The organism is Dyadobacter sp. CY347 (assembly GCF_021502655.1).
GTDB lineage: Bacteria > Bacteroidota > Bacteroidia > Cytophagales > Spirosomataceae > Dyadobacter.
In genome coordinates this window covers 294,171-318,132 of the sequence record NZ_JAKFFT010000004.1, presented here as the reverse complement: position 1 = coordinate 318,132, position 23,962 = coordinate 294,171, and the positions used below count along the sequence as shown (strand labels likewise).

The following is a 23,962-nucleotide window of genomic DNA, read 5'->3' as shown; positions in this document are numbered from 1 at the left end:
AAAGAACCGAAAACGCTTTCACTTGTAAAAGATCCATTTAGCCAGCTCTTTGTAACTTACTTTTTTTCCGTACATCAGGATTCCCACACGATAAATTCGGGCTGCCAGCCAGGTTGTGCCCATAAAACCGAGCACGAGCAGCACCATGGAAAGCGCGATTTCCCAGGCCGGAACGCCAAACGGGATCCGCACCATCATAATGATCGGGGATGTGAATGGAATGATGGATGTCCAGAAAGCCAGTGTTCCATCGGGATCACGGAGGACGAATTGGGCAAAAACAAAGGAGAAAATGATGGGTAATGTAATGGGCAGCATGAATTGCTGGGTGTCTGCATCATTGTCCACCGCAGCGCCTACGGCTCCGAAAAGCGCGCTATAAAGCAGGTAGCCTCCTAAATAATAGAATAGAAAACAGCCCAGAATCAATGGAATATTCAAGCTGTTAATGGCTCCCAGAACTTCTGCAACAGGATTTTCGACATTGCCGCCAGGCATACCGGATGGTCCTGGCATGCCTTTCTGAACCTTTTCCATTTCCTGAGCCATTTCAGGGGATTCTTTTGACATTTTATTGCTTAAAACCGCTGACGTGGCGCTCGTTAGTGCAGTTGTAAGCAAAATCCAAAGCACAAACTGCGTCAGCCCGACCAATGCAACGCCTATAATTTTACCTAACATCAACTGGAACGGCTTCACGGAAGAGATGATCACTTCGACGATCCGGCTCGTTTTTTCCTCTGTTATGCCGCGCATTACCTGCGTGCCGTAAATGAAAACGGACATATAAATAAGGAATGCACAAATGCCGCCGATCACCGTTGCAGCGCCGGAACTGCTCGTTTTTTCGCCTTCATCGCTCAGACTAATGGTTTCAGAACTTACATTCACACGCGAATCTTCCAGAATTTTGTGCGTTATGCCGGCTTCTTCAAGCTTAATGTCTTCTATTTCCTTTTCAATAACCTTTTCAATTTCCGATTTCAGATCCATGCTCACATTCTTTGCAGCATAAATACGGACACTTTTCGGTTCCTTGATGACGTTTTTTGGAATGTATACCAATGCATTTGCCTCGCTGCCTTTGAATTTGGCTTTGGCAGAATCTATTGAAGAATCCAGATAAGCGAATTTTAATGTTTCATTATCCTTGAACTCATTTTTAAATAAACCGCTTTCATCCAGTACCTGAACCGTTTTTGTATCAACCGAACCAATGGCAACCCAAATCACGATACCGTAAAAAGCGACGAACAGCAACGGCCCGAGCAGCGTCATGATCAGAAATGACTTTTTCTTAACCCTTACCAGGTATTCCCTTCTGATTACCAAAAATATATTGCGCATTGTGGAAAGTTTTAAATGTAGGACGGCTTGAACTATGCTTCGGGAACTTCATTGACAGACCGCATGAAAATGTCGCTCATACTAGGAATGTTCTCTCCGAAAGACCGGATTTCTGCTCTCGGAAGCAAATCCCTGAGCAGATCATTTGGACTTGCTGTTTCGCCCAGGTGAATGTTGGTGCGCCTGTAACCGTTTTCGAGTTCTTTTTCGGGGGTTAGTGTGTAAATGTCTTCCAACCCGCTCAGATCTCCTTTATATTCAACAAAATAAGTGTGGGTTTTAAATTGTTCCTTGATCAGTTTTTTAGGCCCGTCGAGTACTTTTTTGGCTTTGTGAATCAATGCAATGTTGTCACAAAGCTCTTCCACGGTTTCCATTCTGTGCGTTGAAAAAATGATCGTGCTTCCTTTTTGTTTTAATTCCAAAATCTCATCGCGGATCAGGTTCGCATTGATCGGGTCAAAGCCGGAAAATGGCTCGTCGAGAATGATCAGATCGGGTTCGTGGAGCACAGTGGAAACGAATTGCACCTTTTGCTGCATTCCTTTGGACAGATCCGAAACGCTCTTGTCCCACCAGGTTTTAATGTCGAATTTGATAAACCAGGATTTCAGCTTTTCCATCGCCTGTTTCTGCGACAAACCCTTCAATTGGGCCAGATAGAGCAGCTGTTCTCCTACCTTCATCTTTTTATACAGTCCGCGTTCTTCCGGCAAATAACCGATCCGTGAAATGTGGCTTTGGTTTAAATGTTGCCCGTCAAAGAGAATTTCGCCTTTATCCGGCCCGGTAATCTGGTTAATAATCCGGATCAGCGACGTTTTTCCAGCGCCATTCGGCCCCAGCAAGCCAAAAATGCATCCTTTTGGGATATTGATACTTACATCGTCCAATGCAATGTGATTGGAATACTCCTTGGTAACATTCCTAACTTCTATGATATTCATATCTATGTAATCGGCTGTGACATGAGCTGCGTACTTGCCCGGTGTAAAATGCAAAGTAATCAGCGGCCGGATTAAAGTTACATTATGGGCGTCTAAAATCGAGTGATTAGTGGTAAAATAAAAAAGCGGGCGGACCACCGCTCGCTTCGATTTTGACATATTCCGAAAAACTGCTCAGATATATTTTTCGCGGATCTGGAATAAAACCCAAAACCCGATAACGCCGCTGATCAGCGCGCCGAGAATGCTAAGCTGGATGAGGTTGCTTACCAAACCAATCAGCAATGCATAATAAAGCAGGTTCCAGCCCTGGCGTTTGCGGGCACGCAATGGTGAAAATGCCATCACGTACATAATAAGCGTGATCACCCCCAGGGCAATGCTTAAATAAAAGTTAAACCCGATCCCGACTGACACTGCGCCCAACCCAAGTGCGGCGCCGCCGATCCCTAATGCTGTCAGCAAGCCCAAAATCCCGATAATGGACAAAACCAGGATAAAATACGGCCCGTAATGCACCAAAAACTCCTTTACAGATTCAGAAAATGGGGGGAATTTTTGTAAAAAGATAGGCTCTAATTCTTTCTCCAAAGGTAAGTTTGATTGCATAAAGAGGTACGTTTAGCTGAATATCAATTAATTAATCACTAAAACTAGAAAGAAAACTTTACAACCCTTCTAACCTGATTCGCAACCTCACGCAATGTTTATTAATCGGTTTTAAGCGTTTAGCTGCACATTAGTCCTCCGGATAAGGCACAAAAACAAAACCCGAAAAATCGCCGATCAATGCAAAAAGGCAGCAAAATTCGTCCGGGTTTTTATAATTCTCGGTAAACATCAAAACAGACTCCTCGCCGATCAGCTTGCGGTCTACAAATTCCTGCATAAAACTTGCGCGGTATGCATAATTGTTTGTCAATTCAGTCCTATCGATCAGCAATGCGCCCAGTTCCAGCTCGCTGTTGGTCACTATAAAAACCGGATAGTCGGAAAAACCGCGTTTTCGGATCTGGTAAGATGCTTCTTTGAGCTGATCTGCCACTTTTATAAAATCCTGAGATATATAACCCATTAATTTCTGGTTCAACTCGGGCGAGTTGGCGTCATCCATCAGGGCATTTTCATTACTGTTATTGATCATGATTATTTTAAATTAAAAAAACAGGCTACTGCCTCACATCCTGGCCGCGAGCAACAATGTCAAATCTTTATAACGCATATTGAAACTTCTGGCAATGTGCGAATTCGTCAATGTTCCTTTGTGGCAATACACTCCTTTCATAAACCAACGATTGGCATAAATCATTTCCTCGATCCCGCCAATTGTGCCTGTTTGCAATAAAAACGGCAAAAATACATTGCTCAATGCCGTGCTGGCCGTGTGCGCCACCCGGGAGGGAATGTTGGGCACGCAGTAATGGATCACGTCATTATACTTGAACGTCGGATGCTTGTGCGTGGTCATGCGCGAAGTTTCAAAAGACCCGCCCTGATCAATGCTGACGTCAATAATGACCGAACCCGGCTTCATTTGGGAAACCATTTCTTTGGTCACCACCAACGGACTGATCCCATTTTCCGCGCGCATAGTGCCAATGACAACGTCGGCCCTGGCAATGGCCTCGGCTAATGTATCCGAATCAATGATAGATGTGTAAAGATTTTGGCCTATTGCGTATTTTAACCTTTGTAACCTGTATATATGTTTGTCAAAAACCTTGATATCCGCCCCAACGCTAATGGCTGCACGCGTGGCATATTCCGCAACCGTTCCTGCGCCTAAAATTACGATCTTGGTTGGCGGAACGCCCGTTATGCCGCCCAGAATAATGCCTCTCCCACCATTAGGCGTTGACAAATATTCCGCTGCGATCAGTAAAACCGTGCTTCCCGCAATCTCGCCCATTGCCCTGATAATGGGTTTCCCTCCTATTTTATCCTCAATAAGCTCGTAACCGATGCCCGTGATCTTCAATTCATTCAGTTTTTCGAAATATTTCTTTTGAAGCGTTGGTAAATTCATGGCGGAAATCAATGTTGTTCCCGCTTTGATATAGCGAAATTCTTCTTCCACCAATGGCTCCACTTTCAGGATTACATTGGCCTGATACACTTCCTTGGCACTTTGAACAATCACTGCACCGGCTTCGCTATACTCGTGATCAGACAGGTTCCCGCCCTTTCCCGCATCTTTTTCAACCCAAACCTCATGACCATTGCGAACGAGGATTTTTACTGCGTCCGGTGTAAGTGCGATCCGGTTTTCCTGCAAAGAAACTTCGCGGGGCAAGCCAATATGCAGCGAATTTTGATCCTTCCGGACGGCCATCAGGGATTCCTGGGGATACAACGCCGACTGCTTGGCAAGCTCTTCGAAACCGGTAATCTGAGGTTGTGCCATTGAAAAAAATGAAAGTGAAACGAATTGATTATGACCTCTATACCCTTTTTACTTCTAATGTTCTCACTCCATTTTCGTCTGCCTCCATATGGATCAGCAGATAATTCAACGGCCACAAGGATTCAATTTTCCCCGGCCATTCGACGAAGCAGAAATCTCCGGAATCGAAATATTCTTCCACGCCCATATCGAGCGCTTCGGTTTCATCCTTAATCCTGTAAAAATCAAAATGATAGACCAACTTATCACCGGCGTCATATTCGTTGACCAGTGAAAATGTGGGGCTTTGAACGTGTGAGCGAACGCCCAGCTTTTTGCAGAGCGCTTTGATGAGAGTTGTTTTGCCGGCACCCATATGACCTTCAAACAGCCAAACCGGAATGTCCTTTCCCAAGTGCAGCAGATGAGCAGAGACTGTATCCAGTTCTTCTAATTCACTAAAATGCATGACGGCAGACTCTCCAAACATGCTACAAAAATACACATTTTGGAAAAACTCATGACATTAAATAATGGACAAATTCCCGTCGATTTTAATTGACGGGAAATACTCCAAACAGAAACCCGTAACTGTTTAGTAAAAAACCAATGTTTGAAACTTATCATCATTAAGTTTCAATTGAGAATCAAATCCTAACCCTATGTCCCAAAATATATCCCGACGCGATTTTTTAATCAATAGCGCACTGGCAGGTGCGATAGCTCCTGTGATCACGGATAATGCCTTCGCTTCGAGCACGCAGCAAGCAGCTGACGTTCCTAAAATCAACATTTTCTCCAAACACCTTCATTTCCTGAATTACACGGATATGGCGGATGCAGCCAAAGAACTCGGTTTCGACGGCATTGACCTTACCGTGCGTCCAAAAGGCCACGTGTTGCCCGAAAATGTTGAAACGGATCTGCCCAAAGCTGCGGAAGCAATGAAAAAAGCTGGTTTTACACCGTTAATGTTCTGTACAGCAGTGGAAGATGCGGCCAATCCGATTGATAAAAAGCTGCTGGAAACGGCCTCTAAGCTTGGCTTCAAATATTACCGCATGAATTGGTATAAATACAATGAGCAGCAAACCATTCCGCAGCTTCTCGATCAATACAAGGATAAAATGGCGGGATTAAGCCACTTAAATAACCAACTCGGACTGACCGGCTGCTACCAAAACCACGCGGGAAGACTGGTGGGCGCAAGCATGTTTGAAATCTGGCAAATCTTGCAAAAAGCCGATCCCAAAAGCATGGGCGCACAATATGACATCCGCCACGCCACACTCGAAGGCGGCCTTTCGTGGCAAACAGGCTTCAACCTCATACGGCCGAGCATTAAGACCATTGTTTTAAAGGATTTTATGTGGGAAAAAACCAACGGCAAATGGGGCCCAAAAAGCGTCCCGCTGGGTGAAGGAATGGTAGATTTCAAAACGTATTTTAAATTACTGAAAGACAATAAAGTAGACGTCCCGATCTGCCTACATCTGGAATACCCGCTAGGCGGCGCCGATCAAGGCGCTGATAAGATCACCGTAGACAAAAAAGTGGTTTTCGACGCCATGCGCCGGGATCTGAAAAGGGCGAAGGAGTTATGGCAGGAAGCTTGATAACAATCTTGCCCGTTTCCCCTCAAAAGTTACCTTTGTTATTATTGTCTAAAAATAAAATTATGGCTTCACGAATTCTTAATGTTGGGTTGATTGGCTTTGGGTTGTCCGGGCGTTACTTTCATTCCCCATTTCTTAGCACTAATCCGGGATTTAAGATCAAGACCGTTGTTGAAAGAAGTAAAAATGAAGCGCAGGAATTTGATCCGAACATTGGGAATGCGCGATCCGTTGAAGAGCTTTTGAGCGACGAATCGATTGATCTCGTTTTTATATGCACACCGAATGAAACGCATTTTCCTTACGCAATGGATGCGCTGGAAAATGGGAAACATGTTGTCATCGAAAAACCATTTTCGGCAACGGAAGAAGAAGCGCGCCAACTCGTTGCAGTCGCCAAAGAAAAAGGACTGATCCTGACAGCCTACCAAAACCGCCGCTGGGATTCTGACTTTTTAACCATTAAAAAACTTATTGCCGAAGATAAATTAGGAGACATTGTTGAATATGAATGCCGTTACGACCGTTTCCGGCCAGTGGTCCCGACAGAATCCTGGAAAGAAAAGAGCGTTCCGGTGGGTGGTAACCTTTACAATCTGGGACCACATTTGATCGACCAGGCGTTGGTCCTTTTCGGCGAGCCTCTGACTGTTACGGCTGAAATCCGTTCGGTAAGGCCGAATAGTGAAATTGACGATTATTTTGACGTGCGCCTGGGTTATGCGGATAAGCTGGTGATTGTGAAGTCGAGCCTGATGGTTTATGAGAATTTTCTTCGCTACAACCTGCACGGGACTAAGGGTTCATTCATCAAAGGCGGCCTGGATCCGCAGGAAGAGACATTGCGGAAGAATGTTCTGCCAACCGAAAAACCCTGGGGCGTTGAACCGGAAAATCGTTGGGGAAAATTACATAGCGAAGATTTCACAGGCATCATTGAAAGCGAAGCGGGCGATTATGCACCATTTTACCAGAATGTGTATGACGCAATCGTAGACGGGGCCGAGCTGGCTGTGAAGCCGGAAGAAATCCTGCGCACAACGCGCGTGATCGACCTGGCTATCCGAAGCAGCCGCGAAAAGCAGGTGACGACTTACTGAATTTTTGAGTGTTGGATAAAAAACAAAAGGGCTGTCACGATCGTGACAGCCCTTTTTGCAGGAAGGTCCGTTGATATTATTTAACAACTGCTGTAACCAGACGTTTTGTTTGCGTAGCGATCACAAATGGTTTTGCAGAAGTTTCGCCGCCATTGTTCACAATGAAGCTGTAATTTCCATCAGCAAGGTTGGATAGATCGTAGATTTTTGAGTAGTTCTCAGATTTTGGAAGCGCTGTGCTGTAAACGATGTCTCCGTTGAAATCTTTGATAACCAATGAAGATCTTTCTTTAACTGAATCAAGCGTCAGTTTGAACTTCAATTCGCTGTTTGAAACCAGTTCAATAGAAGCGTTATTTTCTTTATTCTTGTCTGCGGCGATAGTAAGATTAGCAGCTGATACTCCCAACAGAACTGCGATTGTCAAAATTGTCTTTTTCATGTTTCTAATGTTAATGTTTTGATTGAGTTTACTTTTTGTACTTTTCAGATATTAAACTAACTCGATATTCCTAATCAATCTCAAACTTGTACTGCACTCATGTTCTGTGCTGTTTGATGATGTAAATGTAGATAACATTATGAATAGAATGCAACAAGCAAATATTCAGTTGGTTAAAGTTCTTTTCGTTGTTATCTAATCTTATTAGAATAATCCTATGTTTATAGCAAAAGTGCAACAAGTAGTTTAAAATTTGACACGTCAAATTCTAACCGACATTAACATACCATTTGCACTTTTCTAATAATAACCATTCATAAAGGATTGCTGTTAACATACACATAATATACTGGTCGATTTAAAGTATTTTCGTTTGATATCCGTCTGCCCTATTAATACCAATTTTCAACCTTCACTTTGTCGGAAAAAAGGCCAAATATCATTCAAACCGTTGCGTCTTATAGTAAGCAGCTCATGGGGTTTATCCGGCAACGGGTGAATACGGATGAGGATGCTGAGGATATTTTGCAGGATGTTTGGTTTCAGCTGAGCAGTGTGCCCGAAATTGAGGCCATTGAGCAGATCGGCAGCTGGTTATACCGGGTGGCGCGTAACCGCATCATTGACAAATACCGGAAACAAAAACCGGATTCGCTGGAAGATTACGGGTATGAAGACGAGGAAGGCGAGTTTTATTTCAAAGACATCCTGCTAGCCGATGACGGAAACCCTGAAACCGTTTATATGAGAGAGCTTTTCTGGGAGCAATTGGGCATCGCATTGGCCGAGCTGCCCGAAAATCAGCGGCAGGTGTTCGTTTGGAATGAATTGGAAGACCAGACTTTCCAGGAAATTTCGGATCGAACGGGAGAAAATATCAAAACATTGATTTCAAGGAAACGTTATGCTGTCCAGCATTTGCGACGAAGATTGGAAAGCGTATATCAGGAATTTGTAAATTATTAAATTTGTCTATCATGAATCAGCGACATACATATAAGAAGCGCTTTTGGATGTTTCCCGTTTTCGGGTTTGCAGCTGCGCTCCTGCTGGGCGCGATTGTGCGTTGGTTATGGAATGCCATTTTGCCAGAGCTTTTGAACACCAACCCGATATCCTACTGGCAGGCGGTCGGATTGATCGTATTATGCAGGATTCTTTTTGGGAATTTTGGCGGCGGTCCGGGCCGCTGGCGTAAGCCCGGTTTTGGTGGAAACTTCCCCGGCGAAGGCGGACCTGGCTTCGGCGCAGCATGGAGAAATAAGTGGATGGACATGAGTGACGAAGACCGCAAGAAGTTCAAGCAGGAATGGCGGCGACGTTGCGGAAAACCGCCGGAAAATGAATAAATACTTCGAACCCAGCCCACAAAGCTGGGTTTTTTATTTTTTTCAAAATCTTTAAAGTAATTGTTCAGATCAGCCGTCTGCGATGATGTACACCATTTGTGTGCATTTCACTTATATAAATCTAAAAGCCATGTTTAGTCAAATTCTCAAAACAATCGCCGGCGGCATCCTGGGAGGGATCGCCCTTTTCCTGATCCCGTTCCTGCTTTTCAAAGCGCTCTTCTTCTTCCTTTTCATCGGTCTGATCTTCCGGCTCTTTGCAGGAAGACGCCGCGGATATCACAGGTGGAGACATTACGACCCGTATTTCAGCGGCCCGGAAAACCCGCGATTTTATGAAGGAAAAGAAGGATTAAGGGACCCATTTTATCAAAATCCAAAAAATATATAAGCCATGAAAAGAGGAACAAGAATGCTGCTAGGGATTAGCGTAGCGCTGATCACCGCAGCAAGTTTACACTTCACAGTAGGAGACCGTTTCCAAGATCGGCACGGATGGGGCCGCCACGGATGGGGCCGACCCGGATGGGGACATTACGGGCATAGGGACTGCGGCGATAGTCATTTTCAATCACCTAAAAATCAACAAGACAATGTGCAATAACAGATTTGGACACCGTGGGCATGCAATGCGCCATGAATATTCGGGAAAGCAGTTTGGCGGGAGCCATAATTATCGGGTTCCGGTTAACATAGTCAAAAATGACACCAACTATGAACTGATGGTCTTTGCCCCTGACCGGGCGAAGGAGGATTTTAAAATCAGCATTAAAGGTCATGAGCTGACCATTGCTTATACATCAATCCATGAAAAAGAAGACAACCGGAACTGGATCCGCCATGAATTCAGCAAGGCTTCGTTCGAGCGCTCGTTTGTCATTGATGAGACTGTGGACTCAGACAACATTTTGGCTGAGTACAACAACGGAATTCTCCATTTGAACCTGCCAATCATTCCGGGATCTGAAAAACCGGCGCAGGAGATCAGGATCAGCTGATCAATCGCTGTTTAGCAAAAGGCCTCTGCATTTCCGGCAGAGGCTTTTTTTATGCCCTTATTTCAATGTTCGTTTATTTCCCTTAGAGTCTATTGCCGTTGCCTGTTCGGCATAGGCGGGCAGGAATAAGTTGTGGGAAGATTGAGATAGGAATGACGAACCGTATCCCGGCTCTTCCCGTCTGGTCTTTCCGCCTTTCAGTTTTAACAATACCGTTGTTTCGGTCGGAGTTAGGGTGATCTTTGCCGTTTCCTTACGGATCTGGTGGAATCGAATGGAGTCGCGATTCTGTGAGGTGGCAGTGATCCAGTTATTGCCTGATGATGCCAGTTTAACCAGCCCCTTGGCATTACCCATGGACGCATAACCACTTTCCGCCAAGCTTGTAGGCTTGAAGGATCCGTTACCGTTGCCTTTTAAGATAAGCCCATAAAACGCGTCGTACCGTCCCACCGAAACCTCCGATCCGTAATCATTTCCCGTGAGCAGCACATCGAGGTTTCCATCCTGATCAAAATCATCCGCGATCATTCCGAAAATCGGTGCCACTTGTGCCTGGACCGGGAGCTCACGTATCGCGAATTTACCATTGCCCAGGTTTTCAATGTAACTGCTTTTCATCCAGGTCGCGCTCACGTGCAAGGCATCTTTGAGCTCTTCGGGTTTTAAAATTTCGGGTAAGCTCACCTGCGCAAATTTGTTGTATTCCTGAAAACGCTGGCGCACCTGAATGATCTGCTTGCCCATATCGTCGCGCGTGTTGTATGGGAATTCTTTATACGTTTTATCGTCTGCGCGATAGTAAACGGTTGGTATAGCGTCAAAATAACCGTCGTTGTTAAAATCTTTGGCATACATGCTTACAGGCTGCTTTTCGGAAGCGCGCGCGAGCGAATTGATCCCCAAATTTCCGGCTATGTAATCCATATCCCCGTCATTGTCGAAATCGCCGGCTGTGAGGCTTCCCCACCAGCCCTTCTTATCATCCAATCCTGACGCCGCTTTTGCAAATTTTCCTTTATTATTCTTGAAAAAAGTAACTGGCATCCATTCTCCTGCAACAAGCAAATCAACCCAGCCATCATTGTCATAATCAGTCCATAAGGCGTCGCATACCAGGCCAATGTTGACAAGATCAGGGATGACAGCCTTGGTTACATCTGAAAATTTCACAGTGCTGCTTTGTGTATCATTCCGGAGAATGTGACTGGAAACGGGCTTTGGATATGCCCCCGACTCCACCCTGCCGCCAATAAACAGATCCAGGTCGCCGTCTTTGTCATAATCCACTGCCTTTATGCACGAACCATTCACCAGGAACTGGGGCAATGCGGCCGTATCCAGGCTGAATTTCCCTTTTCCATCATTGGTATAAAGCAATGTTTTGAGCCCCGGCGCGCCTGCGCGTATTTCATAACTGCCGCTAACCACGCACAGGTCCAGATCTTTATCATTATCGACATCGAATAACAAGACACCCATGTCCTCGGTGTCCTTGGTAATGCCTTCCAGGCCAGGAAGCAAGTCCGTAACCTGGAACTTACCACTGGCTTGCTGCAAAAGGAACCGGCCTTTGAAGTGCATTGGGCCGCCAATGAAAATATCGTCCAACCCATCCCCATTCACATCACCAGCTGCCATAGCCGGGCCAAACTGTGACATTTTATGCGGAAGCAATTTTTGTATATTAAAATCAATAACGTCCGTTTCCTGATGCCTGTATGGCAGGTTTATTTTGGATGAAATGTCTGTAAACAGGGAAGTTTCTGAATTTTCGTTCTGATGCGATTCAATGGTATTTTTCGCGTCGGCTTCGTTGAATGTAAGCACCTGGTTCGCTCTTACATCTTTCATAATCTGCGACTTACCGCCTGGCCATGTTACTTTTACATGATCTATCTTCCTGGTTTTGCCAAGACCAAAGTGTACATATGGCTCAATGGTTGAAAGATAACCGCGGTAAGGCGAGTTCTCGGAAATCTGTCTCACCGTGTCAGCATAAATAATCTCCGCAATCGCCCCGATGCCCGCCTTATTATAACGCGCTCCTTTGAATGCTATACGTAAATAATTACTCTCCTCCGGCTTGATCTGAATGCTGTTGTTACGGTAAACAAATGCTGAATCGTTAATGTTGTTTACCACAAAATCGAGGTCGCCGTCATTATCCAGATCGGCATATGCCGCCCCGTTGGAGAAACTGGCTGTTTCAAGGCCCCATTGTTCGGAGACATCTTCAAAACGAAGGTTTCCTTTATTTTTGAATGCAAAATTGGAAATCTTAATGGTTGGAATGTAGTCCAGCATCATCATAGGCTCCATCACGCTCGACACTTCGTTCCGGTAAGCAATGAAATCGAGGTCGGTGATGTCTTTGGGAAAACCATTGGTGATGATCATGTCCCGCATGCCGTCGTTGTCAAAATCCGTGACCATAGGCGTCCAGCTCCAATCCGTTTCCGCTATGCCGCTCAGCAAACCAATTTCACTGAAAACCGGGCTTTTACTCTTGCCATCCACCGAGCCTAAATTAAGTTGCAATGTGTTCCTGGCAACCTGATATTGGTAACCAAAAAGCTCATTGTTCTGGTAAGTAACATAGCTGTTCGCCGGCGTCATCATTTTCTTTCTGCGGTTCGTGGCCGGCATCATGTCTACCGCTATTACATCCACAAGACCATCATTGTTAATGTCGGCAACATCATTGCCCATTGCAGAATGCGAAGTGTGCTTGAATGAGGACGGTGCCTTATCAGTGAATGTTCCGTTTCCGTTATTAATGTAAAGCAGGTCATTGGTCAGGTAATCATTGGTAACATAAATGTCTTTATAACCATCCTGATTAATGTCCGTTACATTCAACCCCAGGCCGTAACCTTCAATGAGGATCCCGGCTTCTTTTGATACATTGGTGAAAACGGGGTGCTTCAATTTTTCATCCCAATCATTGCGGTATAACCGGTCTGTTCTTTTTGATGAACCGTCTACGATCTTCTTGTGATATTTATTAGGGAAAGTGTTGTCGTCCATTTCGTTGACGAGCAGAAAGAGATCCAGATCGCCGTCATTGTCATAATCCAGAAAAGCGGCGTTGGTTGTGTGCGTAGTGTCTGCAACTCCATATTCCTTGCCCATTTCCTTGAAAATGGGAACCTTATTTTCATCAAGCCCCTGATTTACATAAAGCAAATTTTCACGTTCCTTCGCGACCTTGCGAACGGAAGCGCACACGTAAATATCCAGCAGATTATCGCCATTAATGTCAATCAGTGCAACGCCGGTTGACCATTTATCTTTGGCAGCCACACCGGCTTTTTTGGTCACGTCATCAAATTTGAAATCGCCTTTATTAAGATACAATTTGTTTTCAACCGAGTTTCCTGTAAAATAAACATCGGGCAGGCTGTCATTATTGAAATCGCCCAGCGCCACGCCTCCGCCATTGTACACATACTCGAACGCCAGAATGTTCATGGTGTCATTTTCCGCGATGCGATTGGCAAATTGAATGCCCGTTTCATCGCTGTCGAGCTGGGTAAATGTTTTCAGTTTTTTGTTGCAGGACGCCAGCAGGGTTGCAACCAGGAGTGCAGCTAAAAGATACTTTGGGGGTAAAATTGACTTCATTTGAAAACAACAAAAGTGGGGAACATCTCAAAATTAAGAAAAGGAGATGGTAAACGAATACCACCTCCTTTTTTTAAGCAATTCTTAAAGTATTAATAACCTGGGTTTTGCACTAAAATGTCTTTACCCAGCAAGTCAATCTGCTCCTGAGGAACTGGCAGGAATTCGTTTTTCTTCACTGTAAATTTCGTTCCGCCCAAAGCTCCGCTCAGCTTTTTGCCTTCGTAAGAAAGGTAAGCGTTGATAGCCGAATCAGCGATTTCCCAACGTACCAGGTCAAAGAAGCGATGGCCTTCGCCTGAGAGTTCAAGTTTTCTTTCGAAACGAACCGCGGAGCGGGCTGCATCTTTGCTTGCAAAAGCCGTTTTATAAGTGTTGATCACATAGTTAGCAGCAACTTGTCCGTCTTTGCGTTTTACAAAGCTTTCAGGATTTGCAGCACGTGTCCGAACCAGATTGACATACTCCCTGGCTTTTTCCAATGATCCTACCTCGATCTCTGCTTCCGCAGCCATCAAAAGCACATCGGCAAAACGGATAATGTTCACGTTGATCGCTGTGTAACCAGGCGTCCATGAGCTGTTATCCTGTAAAGAACCAATGTCAGATTTGTAATACGCATATTTCTTAGGCGTATAAGGACCTGCATTAGGCTGGTTACGGATCCAGTCATTACCCGGGTGATCGATCCAGTCAAGGAATGGAAGACCGCGACGACCGATAGAGTGGTCAAGACGTGGATCAACAGGACCTGCATCCGGCGTGAAAGCGTCAGAAGATTTCAAGCCCATATCAGTTTTCAATTCTTTTCCGGCTGTGTTGTATGAGCCGTCCAGGTAAGGAAGTCCATTTGCATCTGTACGGAAAGAGTTGCCCAACTCAAAGCTTGGCTGGAAGAAAGAACAGCAGTTCCCAGGACCGTTAGGACCCGTGTTGTAAGGCCAGTTAAGGTCAAATTCAGGGTTTGCATTGTTCACACTTCCTGTGTTAGCAGCAGCCTGGATCGCGAAAACTGATTCTGAGTTGTTGTCGTTGGAAGCTTTAAATGCGTCCTGGAATTTTGGAACCAGACCGTATTTTTTACCATTCGTTGTCTTACCGTTCGCAATGATCAGGTCATAAAGTCCTTTTGCTTCAGTATACTTCTTCTGATACATGTAGATTTTCGCAAGATATGCAGCAGCAGCCCATTTGTTGGCCCTACCCGCAGCTCCTTGTGTTTCCGGCAGGTTTTCATAAGCAAACTTCATGTCTGCTTCGATCAATGGCCAGATTTCCACTGTGTTAGGAACTGATTCAATGCCTGTTCCATAATCCTTCGTCTCGTCAACGAAAGGAACATTGTTGAATCCTCTTTTCAGTTCAAAATAGTAGTGACTTCTCAGGAAGCGCGCTTCTCCGCCGATCCTTTTCTTGTCATCTTCTGTAACGTCCTCTTGGGCAACGCCTAACAGTTTGATAACCAGGTTAGCACGCGCCACACCTTCGTAGTTTCCTTTCCATTTATCCAAAATTACACCCTGGGTGGTCTGATACTCAAAGCGTTGGATTGGGTTGATATCACTGAAATCCCCTGGATCGGTTCCTTTGTTGGCGTCACCTCCGCGGATACTGCCCCACACCCAGTTACTGGCGCTGGCCATCCTGTTTGCACGTCCGTTAAGCTGGCCATACACTGATACAAGCACACCTTCAATCCCTTTTTTGGTTGAAAGCTGCCCTTCATCCAGCTGTCCTGTTGCTGGAATCGTCAGGAAACTTTCTTTACAGGAGTATCCGACCAGCATGATCACTAACAACAGTGCTAATCCCCCTTTTTTTGAAATATTGTTTTTCATTTTATTCATTTTTATCAAAATCTGTCTAAACCGATGTTGTGAAATAAGACTTTTGTTTCTTCGATTTTAGAAACCTAAATTGATACCCAATGTGTAGCTTCTTGTGATCGGGTAGTTACCTACATCGATACCAAAGTTTGTATCTGCATTACCACCTACACCCGGATCAAGTCCTTTGTATTTGGTAGCTGTGAACAAGTTATTGGTAGAAGCAAATACGCGCACTTTGGACATTCTAACTTTGCTGAGAATGTTTCCTGGCAATGTGTAACCCAATGTAATGTTTTGCATACGGAAGAATGTTCCGTCCTCAACATAGAATGAGTTTGCCTGCGTGTTGGTACTGAAATTGGAAGTGCTTTCGAAGATCGGCGTATCCGTGTTCGTGTTTGTTGGCAACCAGGAGTTTTTCACACGGTCACTAACAGCAGCTCCTGTAAATGATGGATAGAAATCTGTGAACCATTTAGATAGGTTAAAGATTTTGTTTCCGATCGAAGTGTACATGTAAGTTTCAACATCAAATCCTTTGTAAGTGAATTTTAGGTTGATACCGCCTGTGAACTTCGGAACAGGGCTTCCAAGGTAAGTTCTGTCGTCTGCATTGATTACGCCGTCGTCGTTGATATCTTCATAACGGAAGCGGCCAGGGCCTTTTCCATCCTGCGCTGGTGCAGCGTCAACTTCCGCTTTGTCCTTGAACAGACCCATTACTTTGTATCCGTAGAAAGATGAGATTGCATAACCGATCTGGTTTCTGATTGGCTTAATACCGCGGAAATCAGGGTTAACAGTCAGGTAGTTGATGCCTGGTGCAAGCGATTCGATCTTGTTTTTAAGAATACCGGCAGTGAAGTTCACTTCATAACCAAGGTCATTGGTGATACGGCCGCGGTTGATGATCTGCAAGTCAATTCCTTTGTTTGACATTTTACCAACGTTAACAGAAGGAGCAGCAGCATCGTAACCAGCAGTTGCAGTGATCGGCACCTGGAACAAAAGGTCCTTGGTGTCTTTTTGCCAAAGGTCAATGATGATGTCCAGCCTGCCTTTCATGAATGTTCCGTCAATACCAATGTTTTTGGTGATACTGGTTTCCCATTTCGCGCTTTTGTTACCAATACGCGTTCTGTAATAACCTTCCAACGCACTTGAATTCGTTCCGTTCAAGTCATAAGATGACTGACCCAGGCTTGCTCCGTATAAGCTGTATTGGTTGTTTGGATCTACGTTATTAGAGTTACCCATCAAACCATAACCACCCCTAAGTTTAAGCTCTGTAACGAAAGGAATGCTTTTCATGAAGTTTTCCGAAGAAATTCTCCATGCTGCGGAGAATGCCGGGAACACCCCGTAACGATTGTTTTCTCCAAAACGTGAAGAACCATCGCGACGAACAACCCCTGTCAGAATGTAGCGGTCATTGAATGTGTAGTTGGCACGGGCAAACAGTGAGTAGAAGTTAACTCCTTTGTAGTAATCACTGAAAACTTGCTTGGAACCAACATTATTCATATTAATGTAGTTGATATCCGTCGAGAATGGGTTCAAACCAGATGAATTCTGATTTTTACCAACGCCCGTGTTCAATGCTTCCTGACCAATGATCACGTCCAGATTATGCAATCCGAAAGTTTTCTTGAAGTTGGCCGTGTTGGTTAATGTCCAGCTAAAACGGTGTCCCGAGCTTTCGTTGTAACCAAATGCCGAGTTGTTTTCAGAGTTTTCATATTGTAACCTGCTGAAACCTCTTGATGCGCTGTTGCTGTACTGCGCACCAACGCTGGAACGCAATGTCAAACCAGGGAGAACGTCCAGTTCAATGTAGAAATTACCGAATCCGTTTCCTGCGAAACCCGCGTTGTTAGCGAGACCGTCCCTGCGTGCAACCGGGTTTTGCGGATTATTAAATCCTTTTGAAGATGTTCCTGCATATCCGCCGAATTCATCATAAACCGGAATGATCGAAGGCATACGGAATGCAAACAGGATGTCGTTTTCGTTCGCTGCAACCCCTTGTCCGCCTGATCCACCATCCTGGCCTAGCACTTGCAGATAAGTAAATTGTGCATTCTGACCGATTCTCAGGTTTTTCAATACATCAAATTCAGTATTCACACGGAAAGCATAACGCTTGAAACCATTGTTGATCATGATCCCTTTTTGATCCTGAACACTGAAACCCGCGTAAAAACGGTTGTTATCACCACCGCCTGAAAATCCAAGCGAGTGTCTCTGCAAAGGCGCATTGCGCGTAATTGCATCATACCAGTCTGTTCCTTGCTTGTTAGCTTTAACCACCTGATAGATAGAACCACGGTTTGGATCTACATTGTATTTCAATTTTTCAGCTGCAAGGTCAACTTCGCCAATTACACCTGTCTTACCGCCCACGTTAATGTAGTCTGGCAAAACCGGCTTATCGCCTGAGCCATACTGTCCGCTTGCAATGTTCGTGAATTTTGGAAGTGAGTCACCCTGGAATGCATCATTCCGGATTGCCTGCCATGTCCAGTCCGCCTGTTCTTGCGGATTAAGCATTGTCTGGCCTTTACCAGGCGTCGTTACACCGAAAAGACCGTCATAAGTAACGCTCAGTTTTTTGGCTTTTTTCGTTCCTTTTTTAGTTGTGTAAACAATTACACCGTTCGCTGCACGCGCTCCATATATAGAAGCGGCCGCTGCATCTTTCAAAACGGTTGTTGTTTCGATGTCATCCGGATTAAGGAAATCCGTTGATCCTGTTGGCACCCCGTCAACTACATACAATGGCTCGTTACCACCAAAAGCACCAAAACCCCTTACGCGGATCTGGCTGGTTGTTCCAGGCTGACCGTTTGTAATTACAGTCACACCCGCAACGCGGCCCTGTAACTGCTGTTCAACGTTACCGGATGGTGTTGCTGTCAAATCTTTTGATTTAACTGTTGAAACCGCACCTGTTGTTTCTCTTCTGCTATCGATGGTGTAACCCGTTACGATAACCTCCTCCAGCGCCGAAATGTCATCGTCCATCTGGATGTTGATGACACTCTGGTTGCCCACCTGAACTTCTTTTGTTTTGTAACCAACAAAGCTGATTACCAAAGTGCTGCCATTCCCCACGTTGATCGTGAAGTCGCCATCAGTGTTCGTGTTAGTTCCTGATTGCGTTCCTTTCACAACGACCGTAGCTCCGGGGATGCCTGTTCCGGCGAGGTCTGTGATCTTTCCTGTTACCTTACGTTCTTGTGCGATTGCAACAATTGCTGCGAAACTTAACATGAGGGAGAAGAAGATACCCCTACCGGAGATCTTGTAGATTCTTTTCATAATACTCGGTTAGGTTAATAATTATTAAGCGCTCAAATCTATGATTATTTCCACAAATTATTGGTTGTTTCTGGTTAATATTTTCCTGCAATGAAATAATAGTATTATAAAAGGATAAAATAATGTCATACATAACCGATTTTAGGGTGTTTATTTACACGACTGCATATAAATCGTCTGGCCGCTTATTGTACAATCTTAGTATTTTCGACGTCTCAACCCACTTTCACCCAGATGCTAAGGAACTGCCCACGGCTTCAATATTACTTTTTCCAGATTTCCGCTTTTCTATGCCTTTGTAATCTTTCCTGCAGAACAAATGGCTCCGAGGAGTCGCTTGCCGAAGGGAAAGCACTGGCTGAAAAATACTGCTCAAACTGCCACCAGCTCCCGGATCCAGCCCTTTTGGACAAAAATACCTGGACAAACGGCGTGTTACCGGCTATGGCGGAGCAGCTCGGCATTGAAGTGTTGGAAGGAAATATTTATTTGCATCACCAGCAGTCCGCGCTCTCGTCTGCCGACTGGACCAAGCTTATACATTATTATCAAACCCTTGCACCGGACACTTTACAAGTTCCTAACGGTTACAAACAAACGCGTGATTGGGCCGGTTTTGAATTAAAGCAGCCCAAAGTCGAATTGTCTGCCGTCAGCAGTACATTATTGGTTGCAATTGACTCCTCCAAACAACGCATTTACACCAGCGATCTCGAAAATCCTGGGTTGTATATTTCTGACCAGTTGAAAACGCGAAAACTGATTACCACACTTCCATCCTCAGCCATCAACATTTGTTTTCCTACGCCGAAAAATCCTGAAATGGCGATCACATGCATGGGCGGCATGCGTGCGCTCGACATTACGAAAGGACAGATATTTACAATGAACAACAAAGCCGGCGCGAAGGCTGAGATGATATCGCATGACCTCATCCGCCCTATCCAAAGCCTGCCTATTGACTATAATAGAGATGGGTTACAGGATTACCTGGTCTGTGCATTCGGGCATAACCGTGGCGGATTATATATCCTGAAACAGCTTCCCGGCAAGCAAGCAGCTGAAAGCAAGTTTGAAAAGGTCGTGGTAAGGGAAATGCCGGGGGCAACGCAAAGCTATATACGTGACCTGAATGCGGATGGCTGGCCCGACATTATGACGCTTTTTGCGCACGCAGATGAAGGAATCTGGGTTTTTATCAATGATCAGAAAGGTGGTTTTACTGAAAAGAATGTGCTTCGGTTTCCTTCTGTGTATGGTTCAAGCAGCTTTCAATTTGTTGATGTTACGCAGGACGGGAAGCCCGACATTGTTTACACAGCGGGCGACAATAGCGATTTTTCGCGGATTTTGAAACCTTACCACGGCCTTTATATTTTTGAACAAACAGAAAATCTGACATTCAGGCAAAGCTATTTTTATCCTATCAATGGCTGTACAAAAGCCATGGCTGCCGATTTTGATAAAGACGGCGACATGGATATTGCTACCATCGCCTTTTTTGCAGATTTTCAGAAAAAGCCGGAAGAAGGTTTTTTATATTTTGAACAAACAGGCGCAACGCCTAAGCAAAAGCCCAACTTCGAACCTCACGCCGTGCCAGTTGACAAAAACGGCCGATGGATTTGTATGGATGTGGAAGACTATGACGGCGATGGTGATGACGACATTGTTTTGGGTAATTTTTCAAAAGGTTTTCTGAACCAGGAAAGTTTAAAACCAACCTGGGATGTGCATGTGCCCTATGTGGTGCTTGAAAACAAAACACTGCCTGGAACGCCGCAATAACTTAATCGTCCCTTTTCCAGTCGGCTGGCAGCAGTGATGAAAAACGGTCATTGCCCAGATCGCCCGCAATCTCAAACCCCATTGGAATAGACACCCAACCCGAAGGCGTAATCACCATATATCCTTGTGGCAGCGTGATTTGCGTATAAGCATAGGGCATATCTGAATACGGTGACCTTCCCTTTTTATTTAGATAAAATACTTCCAGCTGCGTGCCCGACACCACCAGCCGCTCGGTAACCAGCTCGCCCGGGCGGATCAGCCGCATGCCGCGGATCTGCTCAATGCGGTTGTGCAAATGATTGGCAATGGTGTTGTAACCGTTTTGCGTGCGCACCGTATTGAACCTGCGCATGGAATCGGGAATTACTTGATATACTTTAAAACCCTGCTCCTGCAAACTGTCTGATACCATGCTCGACAGCAAATGCTTTACAGATCCCTGGTAAGCGATCTTCTGGTTGGCCCGCCATTGTTTTTTTTGCAAACTATCCTTTGGCACAAGCAGTTCAAATCTGGTGCTGCCGCCGTAAAAGAGCTTTCCGTTGAAATAATCAAAATCATCCAGATCCTGGTGGATGCGGTAACCCAATGCGAGGTTTTCAATGATCAGCGGCTTGGTTGTTTGTGCAGTTAAATGTTTGTCGTCATCCTCCGAAATCCGCAAAACCTGGGGGTTAATGATTTTGCATTGCTTGCTAAACCGGCTGTTGCCAAGCAATTCCCGTGTGATGATCTTTAAATTCCGCTCGCGTTTTTTGTTCTTTTTCGCGTAAACGGTCACGCCTTCGAGCTCCATCCCTTCTCTCAACTTGAAAAGCACTGTTTTTACGCCTGGCTGCTCAAACCGCAATGTCTGCTTCACAGTTTCGTACCCCAAAAATGACACGGCCATTTCAAGGTTACCAATCGACAAATTCGTCAGCTTGTAATTACCATTCTCATCCGCATTCGTTCCGATGGTTGAATTGTTGATAAAAACATTGGCAAACGGAAGTGGCTTGCCTGTTTTTTCATCGGTGACTTTTCCTGTAAGCGTCACCATTCCGCCTTGCTGGGCGTGCGATTGGGCAAGGCAGCAAAGAAGAATAACAACCGTCAACCGAAGGGAACGGAAAGCATTAGGTTTAAGCAAATTATCAATCAAGTGCATTGTAGAATCCGGCGCTTTTCAGCTCAAATATAAAACGACGGACGCATACAGGCGCCCTGTTTGCTGAAAAAGACTGAAATAACTGCAAACAGGGCGCTTAGCTGCATTATGGTTTTGTTTTTAATGTGACATTCTTTTGCCCAGATGCCAGACCGTTTTCAGCAATCACTTCTGTGAAGATCACAACCGTTGCATTCTTCGCCTTTGGCGCCTTAACCGGAATTCTGACCACATAATTGCGCAATTCCGAATCATATTTCTCCGAACCGGCAGGCGTTGTCGAAACGAGCGTTTGTGCGCCGGTTGTTGTCTCTGCCGTGTAAATCCGGAATTCTTTGATCCCGATTTCGGAAGTAAATTCAATGTTGACATTCACATTGCTCAATGAATCCACCGTGATGCCGGGCTGCAAAACGCCCGCGGCAGAAAACACCTTCGTATCCCCAAGCCAGATGACCGCAATTTGCGCCACCTTTCCATTGCTCGTCAACAGATCATCGAATAGATCCGGTTCTTTGTAGCAGCCAGTAAGCGCAAACATGGCGGCGAACAGCATTAAAATTGATTTTATATATTTCATAATCGATTACAAAAGAGGTTGTTAACAACACATCCACACATTTATTTGACAAAAATCCACATCGGAGTTTCCGGATCCTTCTGGTTCGCAAGCACTGCTTTTGAGTTCCTGGTGATTTCCGTATCCGGGTATTTCATGCGCTGGATCCTGTTTCCCTGCAAGTCGGGATTTACATTGGTTGGCATTGGAAAATTCAGATAATTGTACTCGCGAATGTCCGTCCAGATCTCACCATTCAGCAGCAGGGATTTGAATTTCTCAATGATAATGTGACTGACTTTCAGCTTCGTAACGCCTACATTCACTGCGGGTGATTTGAGGTAAGTCTGGATATCTGCAGGTTCCACGCCCACCTTTTCCATATTTGCGGCAATCATATCCTGGAACGCCTTGTAACCTTCTGCCGTGGTGCCGGTAGAAGTTGCGGTGCCCCCATTCAGCAAGAATCTGGCTTCTGCTTCGATGGCTTTAACTTCCGAATATGTCATAAAAACCAAGGGCGAATTGATGTTGGAATGCCATGAGTTCGCCGTCAGGTCCACTGTCGAGCCACTTCCGGAACCTGGAATAACGCCGGTGTAAACGGTCTGGCTGCCTTTTAAGGAAATCACCTTGGGAAGCCGCGGGTCAACGATTCCTTGCACCGTCCCGTTCATCAGGTCCACAAATGTGTTGGTAAAAGTCACGGAAAGATTGCTCGTAGTATTCGGAATGGCCACACGGCTATACCACGGACTTAGATTTTTAGAATTGTATTGAAGCTGAAAGTCATCCTCATTGGCCTTCATCCCGTTTTGTAATGCAGTAATGGCAGTTTGTGCGGCTTGTTGGGGATTTTTTTGTGCCAAATGCATGGCATAACGTGCTTTCAATGAGTACGCAAGCTTTGTCCATTTGGCAGCATCTCCTTTGTAGATCAGGTCGTCGGCTGCCGGTTTGATCCCGCTGTTTTTGGCCAGTTCAATGATCGCTTCGTCCAGTAAGGTTTGTATTGCGTTGTAAACCTGCTCCTGCGAATCGTAGGCGGGCAAAAAGTTCTTTTTATCTGCTTCCGAATAAGGCACATTCTCCCAGCTCGTGGTTGCGATACCCAGGTTATATGCCATTAAAACTTTCCCTATACCCACATAAACCGGCGCATTTTCGGCCTGGCCCTTGGTAATAACCGCATTCAGCTGCGGAACGACGGAGAGATAAAAATTCGTCCAGCCCAATGTGTTATCAGCCTCCGCATAAGTGTCAATCCCGTTCGCACCAATGGCATTCCCGATCTGCTGAGCGTACTGACAAGCCACGAATGCCTGCTGATAACTGGCTTCGCCTGTGTAAAACTGGGCGGTTGGCAACAATTCCTGCAAGGTCGCGTCACCCTTTAATGTGGGGTCCACATTCACGTCCAGAAACTTATTGCAGCCTGACAACACCATCAGAAAACCAATGATGGTCAGAGAGATTATATGATTGATCTTTTTCATCATTTCA

General features: G+C 45.2%; 21 protein-coding genes. 8 read left to right on the top strand and 13 right to left on the bottom strand.

Annotation, left to right across the window (positions count from 1 at the left end):
- Nucleotides 1-18: 18 nt before the first annotated feature.
- The 6 genes from L0659_RS09485 to tsaE all read right to left on the bottom strand — a co-directional run bounded on the left by L0659_RS09485 (nt 19) and on the right by tsaE (nt 5,167).
- The gene (locus L0659_RS09485; protein WP_235125676.1) at nt 19-1,347 is read right to left on the bottom strand and encodes an ABC transporter permease; all 1,329 of its coding nucleotides are present in this window, start codon (nt 1,345-1,347) and stop codon (nt 19-21) included.
- A gap of 32 nt (nt 1,348-1,379) precedes the next feature.
- Complete coding sequence (locus tag L0659_RS09480) at nt 1,380-2,294, bottom strand: ABC transporter ATP-binding protein (RefSeq protein WP_235125674.1); 915 nt, start codon at nt 2,292-2,294, stop codon at nt 1,380-1,382.
- Between the two features lie 174 nt (nt 2,295-2,468).
- Entirely contained in the window at nt 2,469-2,903 is a 435-nt protein-coding gene (locus L0659_RS09475; protein ID WP_235125673.1) for a hypothetical protein, read from the bottom strand.
- A 130-nt stretch (nt 2,904-3,033) separates the two neighbouring features.
- A complete protein-coding gene (locus tag L0659_RS09470) occupies nt 3,034-3,438 on the bottom strand; it encodes a hypothetical protein (RefSeq protein WP_235125672.1) in 405 nt (134 codons plus the stop codon).
- Between the two features lie 33 nt (nt 3,439-3,471).
- A complete protein-coding gene (locus tag L0659_RS09465) occupies nt 3,472-4,698 on the bottom strand; it encodes an alanine dehydrogenase (RefSeq protein WP_235125671.1) in 1,227 nt (408 codons plus the stop codon).
- A 37-nt stretch (nt 4,699-4,735) separates the two neighbouring features.
- The gene (gene tsaE, locus L0659_RS09460) at nt 4,736-5,167 is read right to left on the bottom strand and encodes a tRNA (adenosine(37)-N6)-threonylcarbamoyltransferase complex ATPase subunit type 1 TsaE (protein WP_235125670.1); all 432 of its coding nucleotides are present in this window, start codon (nt 5,165-5,167) and stop codon (nt 4,736-4,738) included.
- A 172-nt stretch (nt 5,168-5,339) separates the two neighbouring features.
- On the opposite strand from tsaE, the gene L0659_RS09455 reads away from it, so the two are divergent.
- A complete protein-coding gene (locus L0659_RS09455; protein WP_235125669.1) occupies nt 5,340-6,293 on the top strand; it encodes a sugar phosphate isomerase/epimerase in 954 nt (317 codons plus the stop codon).
- A gap of 62 nt (nt 6,294-6,355) precedes the next feature.
- A complete protein-coding gene (locus L0659_RS09450; protein ID WP_235125668.1) occupies nt 6,356-7,393 on the top strand; it encodes a Gfo/Idh/MocA family oxidoreductase in 1,038 nt (345 codons plus the stop codon).
- A gap of 76 nt (nt 7,394-7,469) precedes the next feature.
- On the opposite strand, the gene L0659_RS09445 is transcribed toward L0659_RS09450, so the two are convergent.
- On the bottom strand, nt 7,470-7,835 hold the full coding sequence (locus L0659_RS09445; protein ID WP_235125667.1) for a hypothetical protein: 366 nt from the start codon (nt 7,833-7,835) through the stop codon (nt 7,470-7,472).
- Between the two features lie 417 nt (nt 7,836-8,252).
- Here L0659_RS09445 and L0659_RS09440 point away from each other — a divergent pair, with 417 nt between their 5' ends.
- The 5 genes from L0659_RS09440 (at nt 8,253) to L0659_RS09420 (ending at nt 10,182) form a co-directional block, all read left to right on the top strand.
- The gene (locus L0659_RS09440; protein WP_235125666.1) at nt 8,253-8,801 is read left to right on the top strand and encodes an RNA polymerase sigma factor; all 549 of its coding nucleotides are present in this window, start codon (nt 8,253-8,255) and stop codon (nt 8,799-8,801) included.
- An 11-nt stretch (nt 8,802-8,812) separates the two neighbouring features.
- Nucleotides 8,813-9,184: a poly-gamma-glutamate biosynthesis protein PgsC/CapC gene (locus L0659_RS09435; protein WP_235125665.1), complete on the top strand. Its 372-nt coding sequence runs from the start codon at nt 8,813-8,815 to the stop codon at nt 9,182-9,184.
- Nucleotides 9,185-9,314: 130 nt separating this feature from the next.
- Nucleotides 9,315-9,575, top strand: coding sequence for a hypothetical protein (locus L0659_RS09430; protein WP_235125664.1), 261 nt, complete (start codon nt 9,315-9,317; stop codon nt 9,573-9,575).
- A gap of 3 nt (nt 9,576-9,578) precedes the next feature.
- On the top strand, nt 9,579-9,788 hold the full coding sequence (locus L0659_RS09425; RefSeq protein ID WP_235125663.1) for a hypothetical protein: 210 nt from the start codon (nt 9,579-9,581) through the stop codon (nt 9,786-9,788).
- Nucleotides 9,778-10,182, top strand: a complete 405-nt coding sequence (locus tag L0659_RS09420) for an Hsp20/alpha crystallin family protein (protein WP_235125662.1) — start codon at nt 9,778-9,780, stop codon at nt 10,180-10,182. The genes L0659_RS09425 and L0659_RS09420 overlap by 11 nt, the downstream gene beginning before the upstream one ends.
- Before the next feature lie 57 nt (nt 10,183-10,239).
- Here the strand turns inward: L0659_RS09420 and L0659_RS09415 are convergent, their stop codons facing one another.
- From L0659_RS09415 to L0659_RS09405, 3 genes are all read right to left on the bottom strand, one after another.
- The gene (locus tag L0659_RS09415) at nt 10,240-13,809 is read right to left on the bottom strand and encodes a VCBS repeat-containing protein (RefSeq protein ID WP_235125661.1); all 3,570 of its coding nucleotides are present in this window, start codon (nt 13,807-13,809) and stop codon (nt 10,240-10,242) included.
- Between the two features lie 92 nt (nt 13,810-13,901).
- On the bottom strand, nt 13,902-15,647 hold the full coding sequence (locus tag L0659_RS09410; protein WP_235125660.1) for a RagB/SusD family nutrient uptake outer membrane protein: 1,746 nt from the start codon (nt 15,645-15,647) through the stop codon (nt 13,902-13,904).
- Nucleotides 15,648-15,713: 66 nt separating this feature from the next.
- A complete protein-coding gene (locus L0659_RS09405; RefSeq protein ID WP_409018896.1) occupies nt 15,714-18,959 on the bottom strand; it encodes a SusC/RagA family TonB-linked outer membrane protein in 3,246 nt (1,081 codons plus the stop codon).
- 234 nt (nt 18,960-19,193) lie between these two features.
- Between L0659_RS09405 and L0659_RS09400 the strand changes: the two genes are divergently transcribed.
- A complete protein-coding gene (locus tag L0659_RS09400) occupies nt 19,194-20,747 on the top strand; it encodes a VCBS repeat-containing protein (RefSeq protein ID WP_235125659.1) in 1,554 nt (517 codons plus the stop codon).
- 1 nt (nt 20,748) lies between these two features.
- On the opposite strand, the gene L0659_RS09395 is transcribed toward L0659_RS09400, so the two are convergent.
- The 3 genes from L0659_RS09395 to L0659_RS09385 form a co-directional block, all read right to left on the bottom strand.
- A complete protein-coding gene (locus tag L0659_RS09395) occupies nt 20,749-21,900 on the bottom strand; it encodes a carboxypeptidase-like regulatory domain-containing protein (protein ID WP_235125658.1) in 1,152 nt (383 codons plus the stop codon).
- Nucleotides 21,901-22,006: 106 nt separating this feature from the next.
- On the bottom strand, nt 22,007-22,456 hold the full coding sequence (locus L0659_RS09390) for a hypothetical protein (RefSeq protein WP_235125657.1): 450 nt from the start codon (nt 22,454-22,456) through the stop codon (nt 22,007-22,009).
- Between the two features lie 65 nt (nt 22,457-22,521).
- Complete coding sequence (locus L0659_RS09385) at nt 22,522-23,958, bottom strand: SusD/RagB family nutrient-binding outer membrane lipoprotein (protein ID WP_235125656.1); 1,437 nt, start codon at nt 23,956-23,958, stop codon at nt 22,522-22,524.
- Nucleotides 23,959-23,962: the final 4 nt, after the last annotated feature.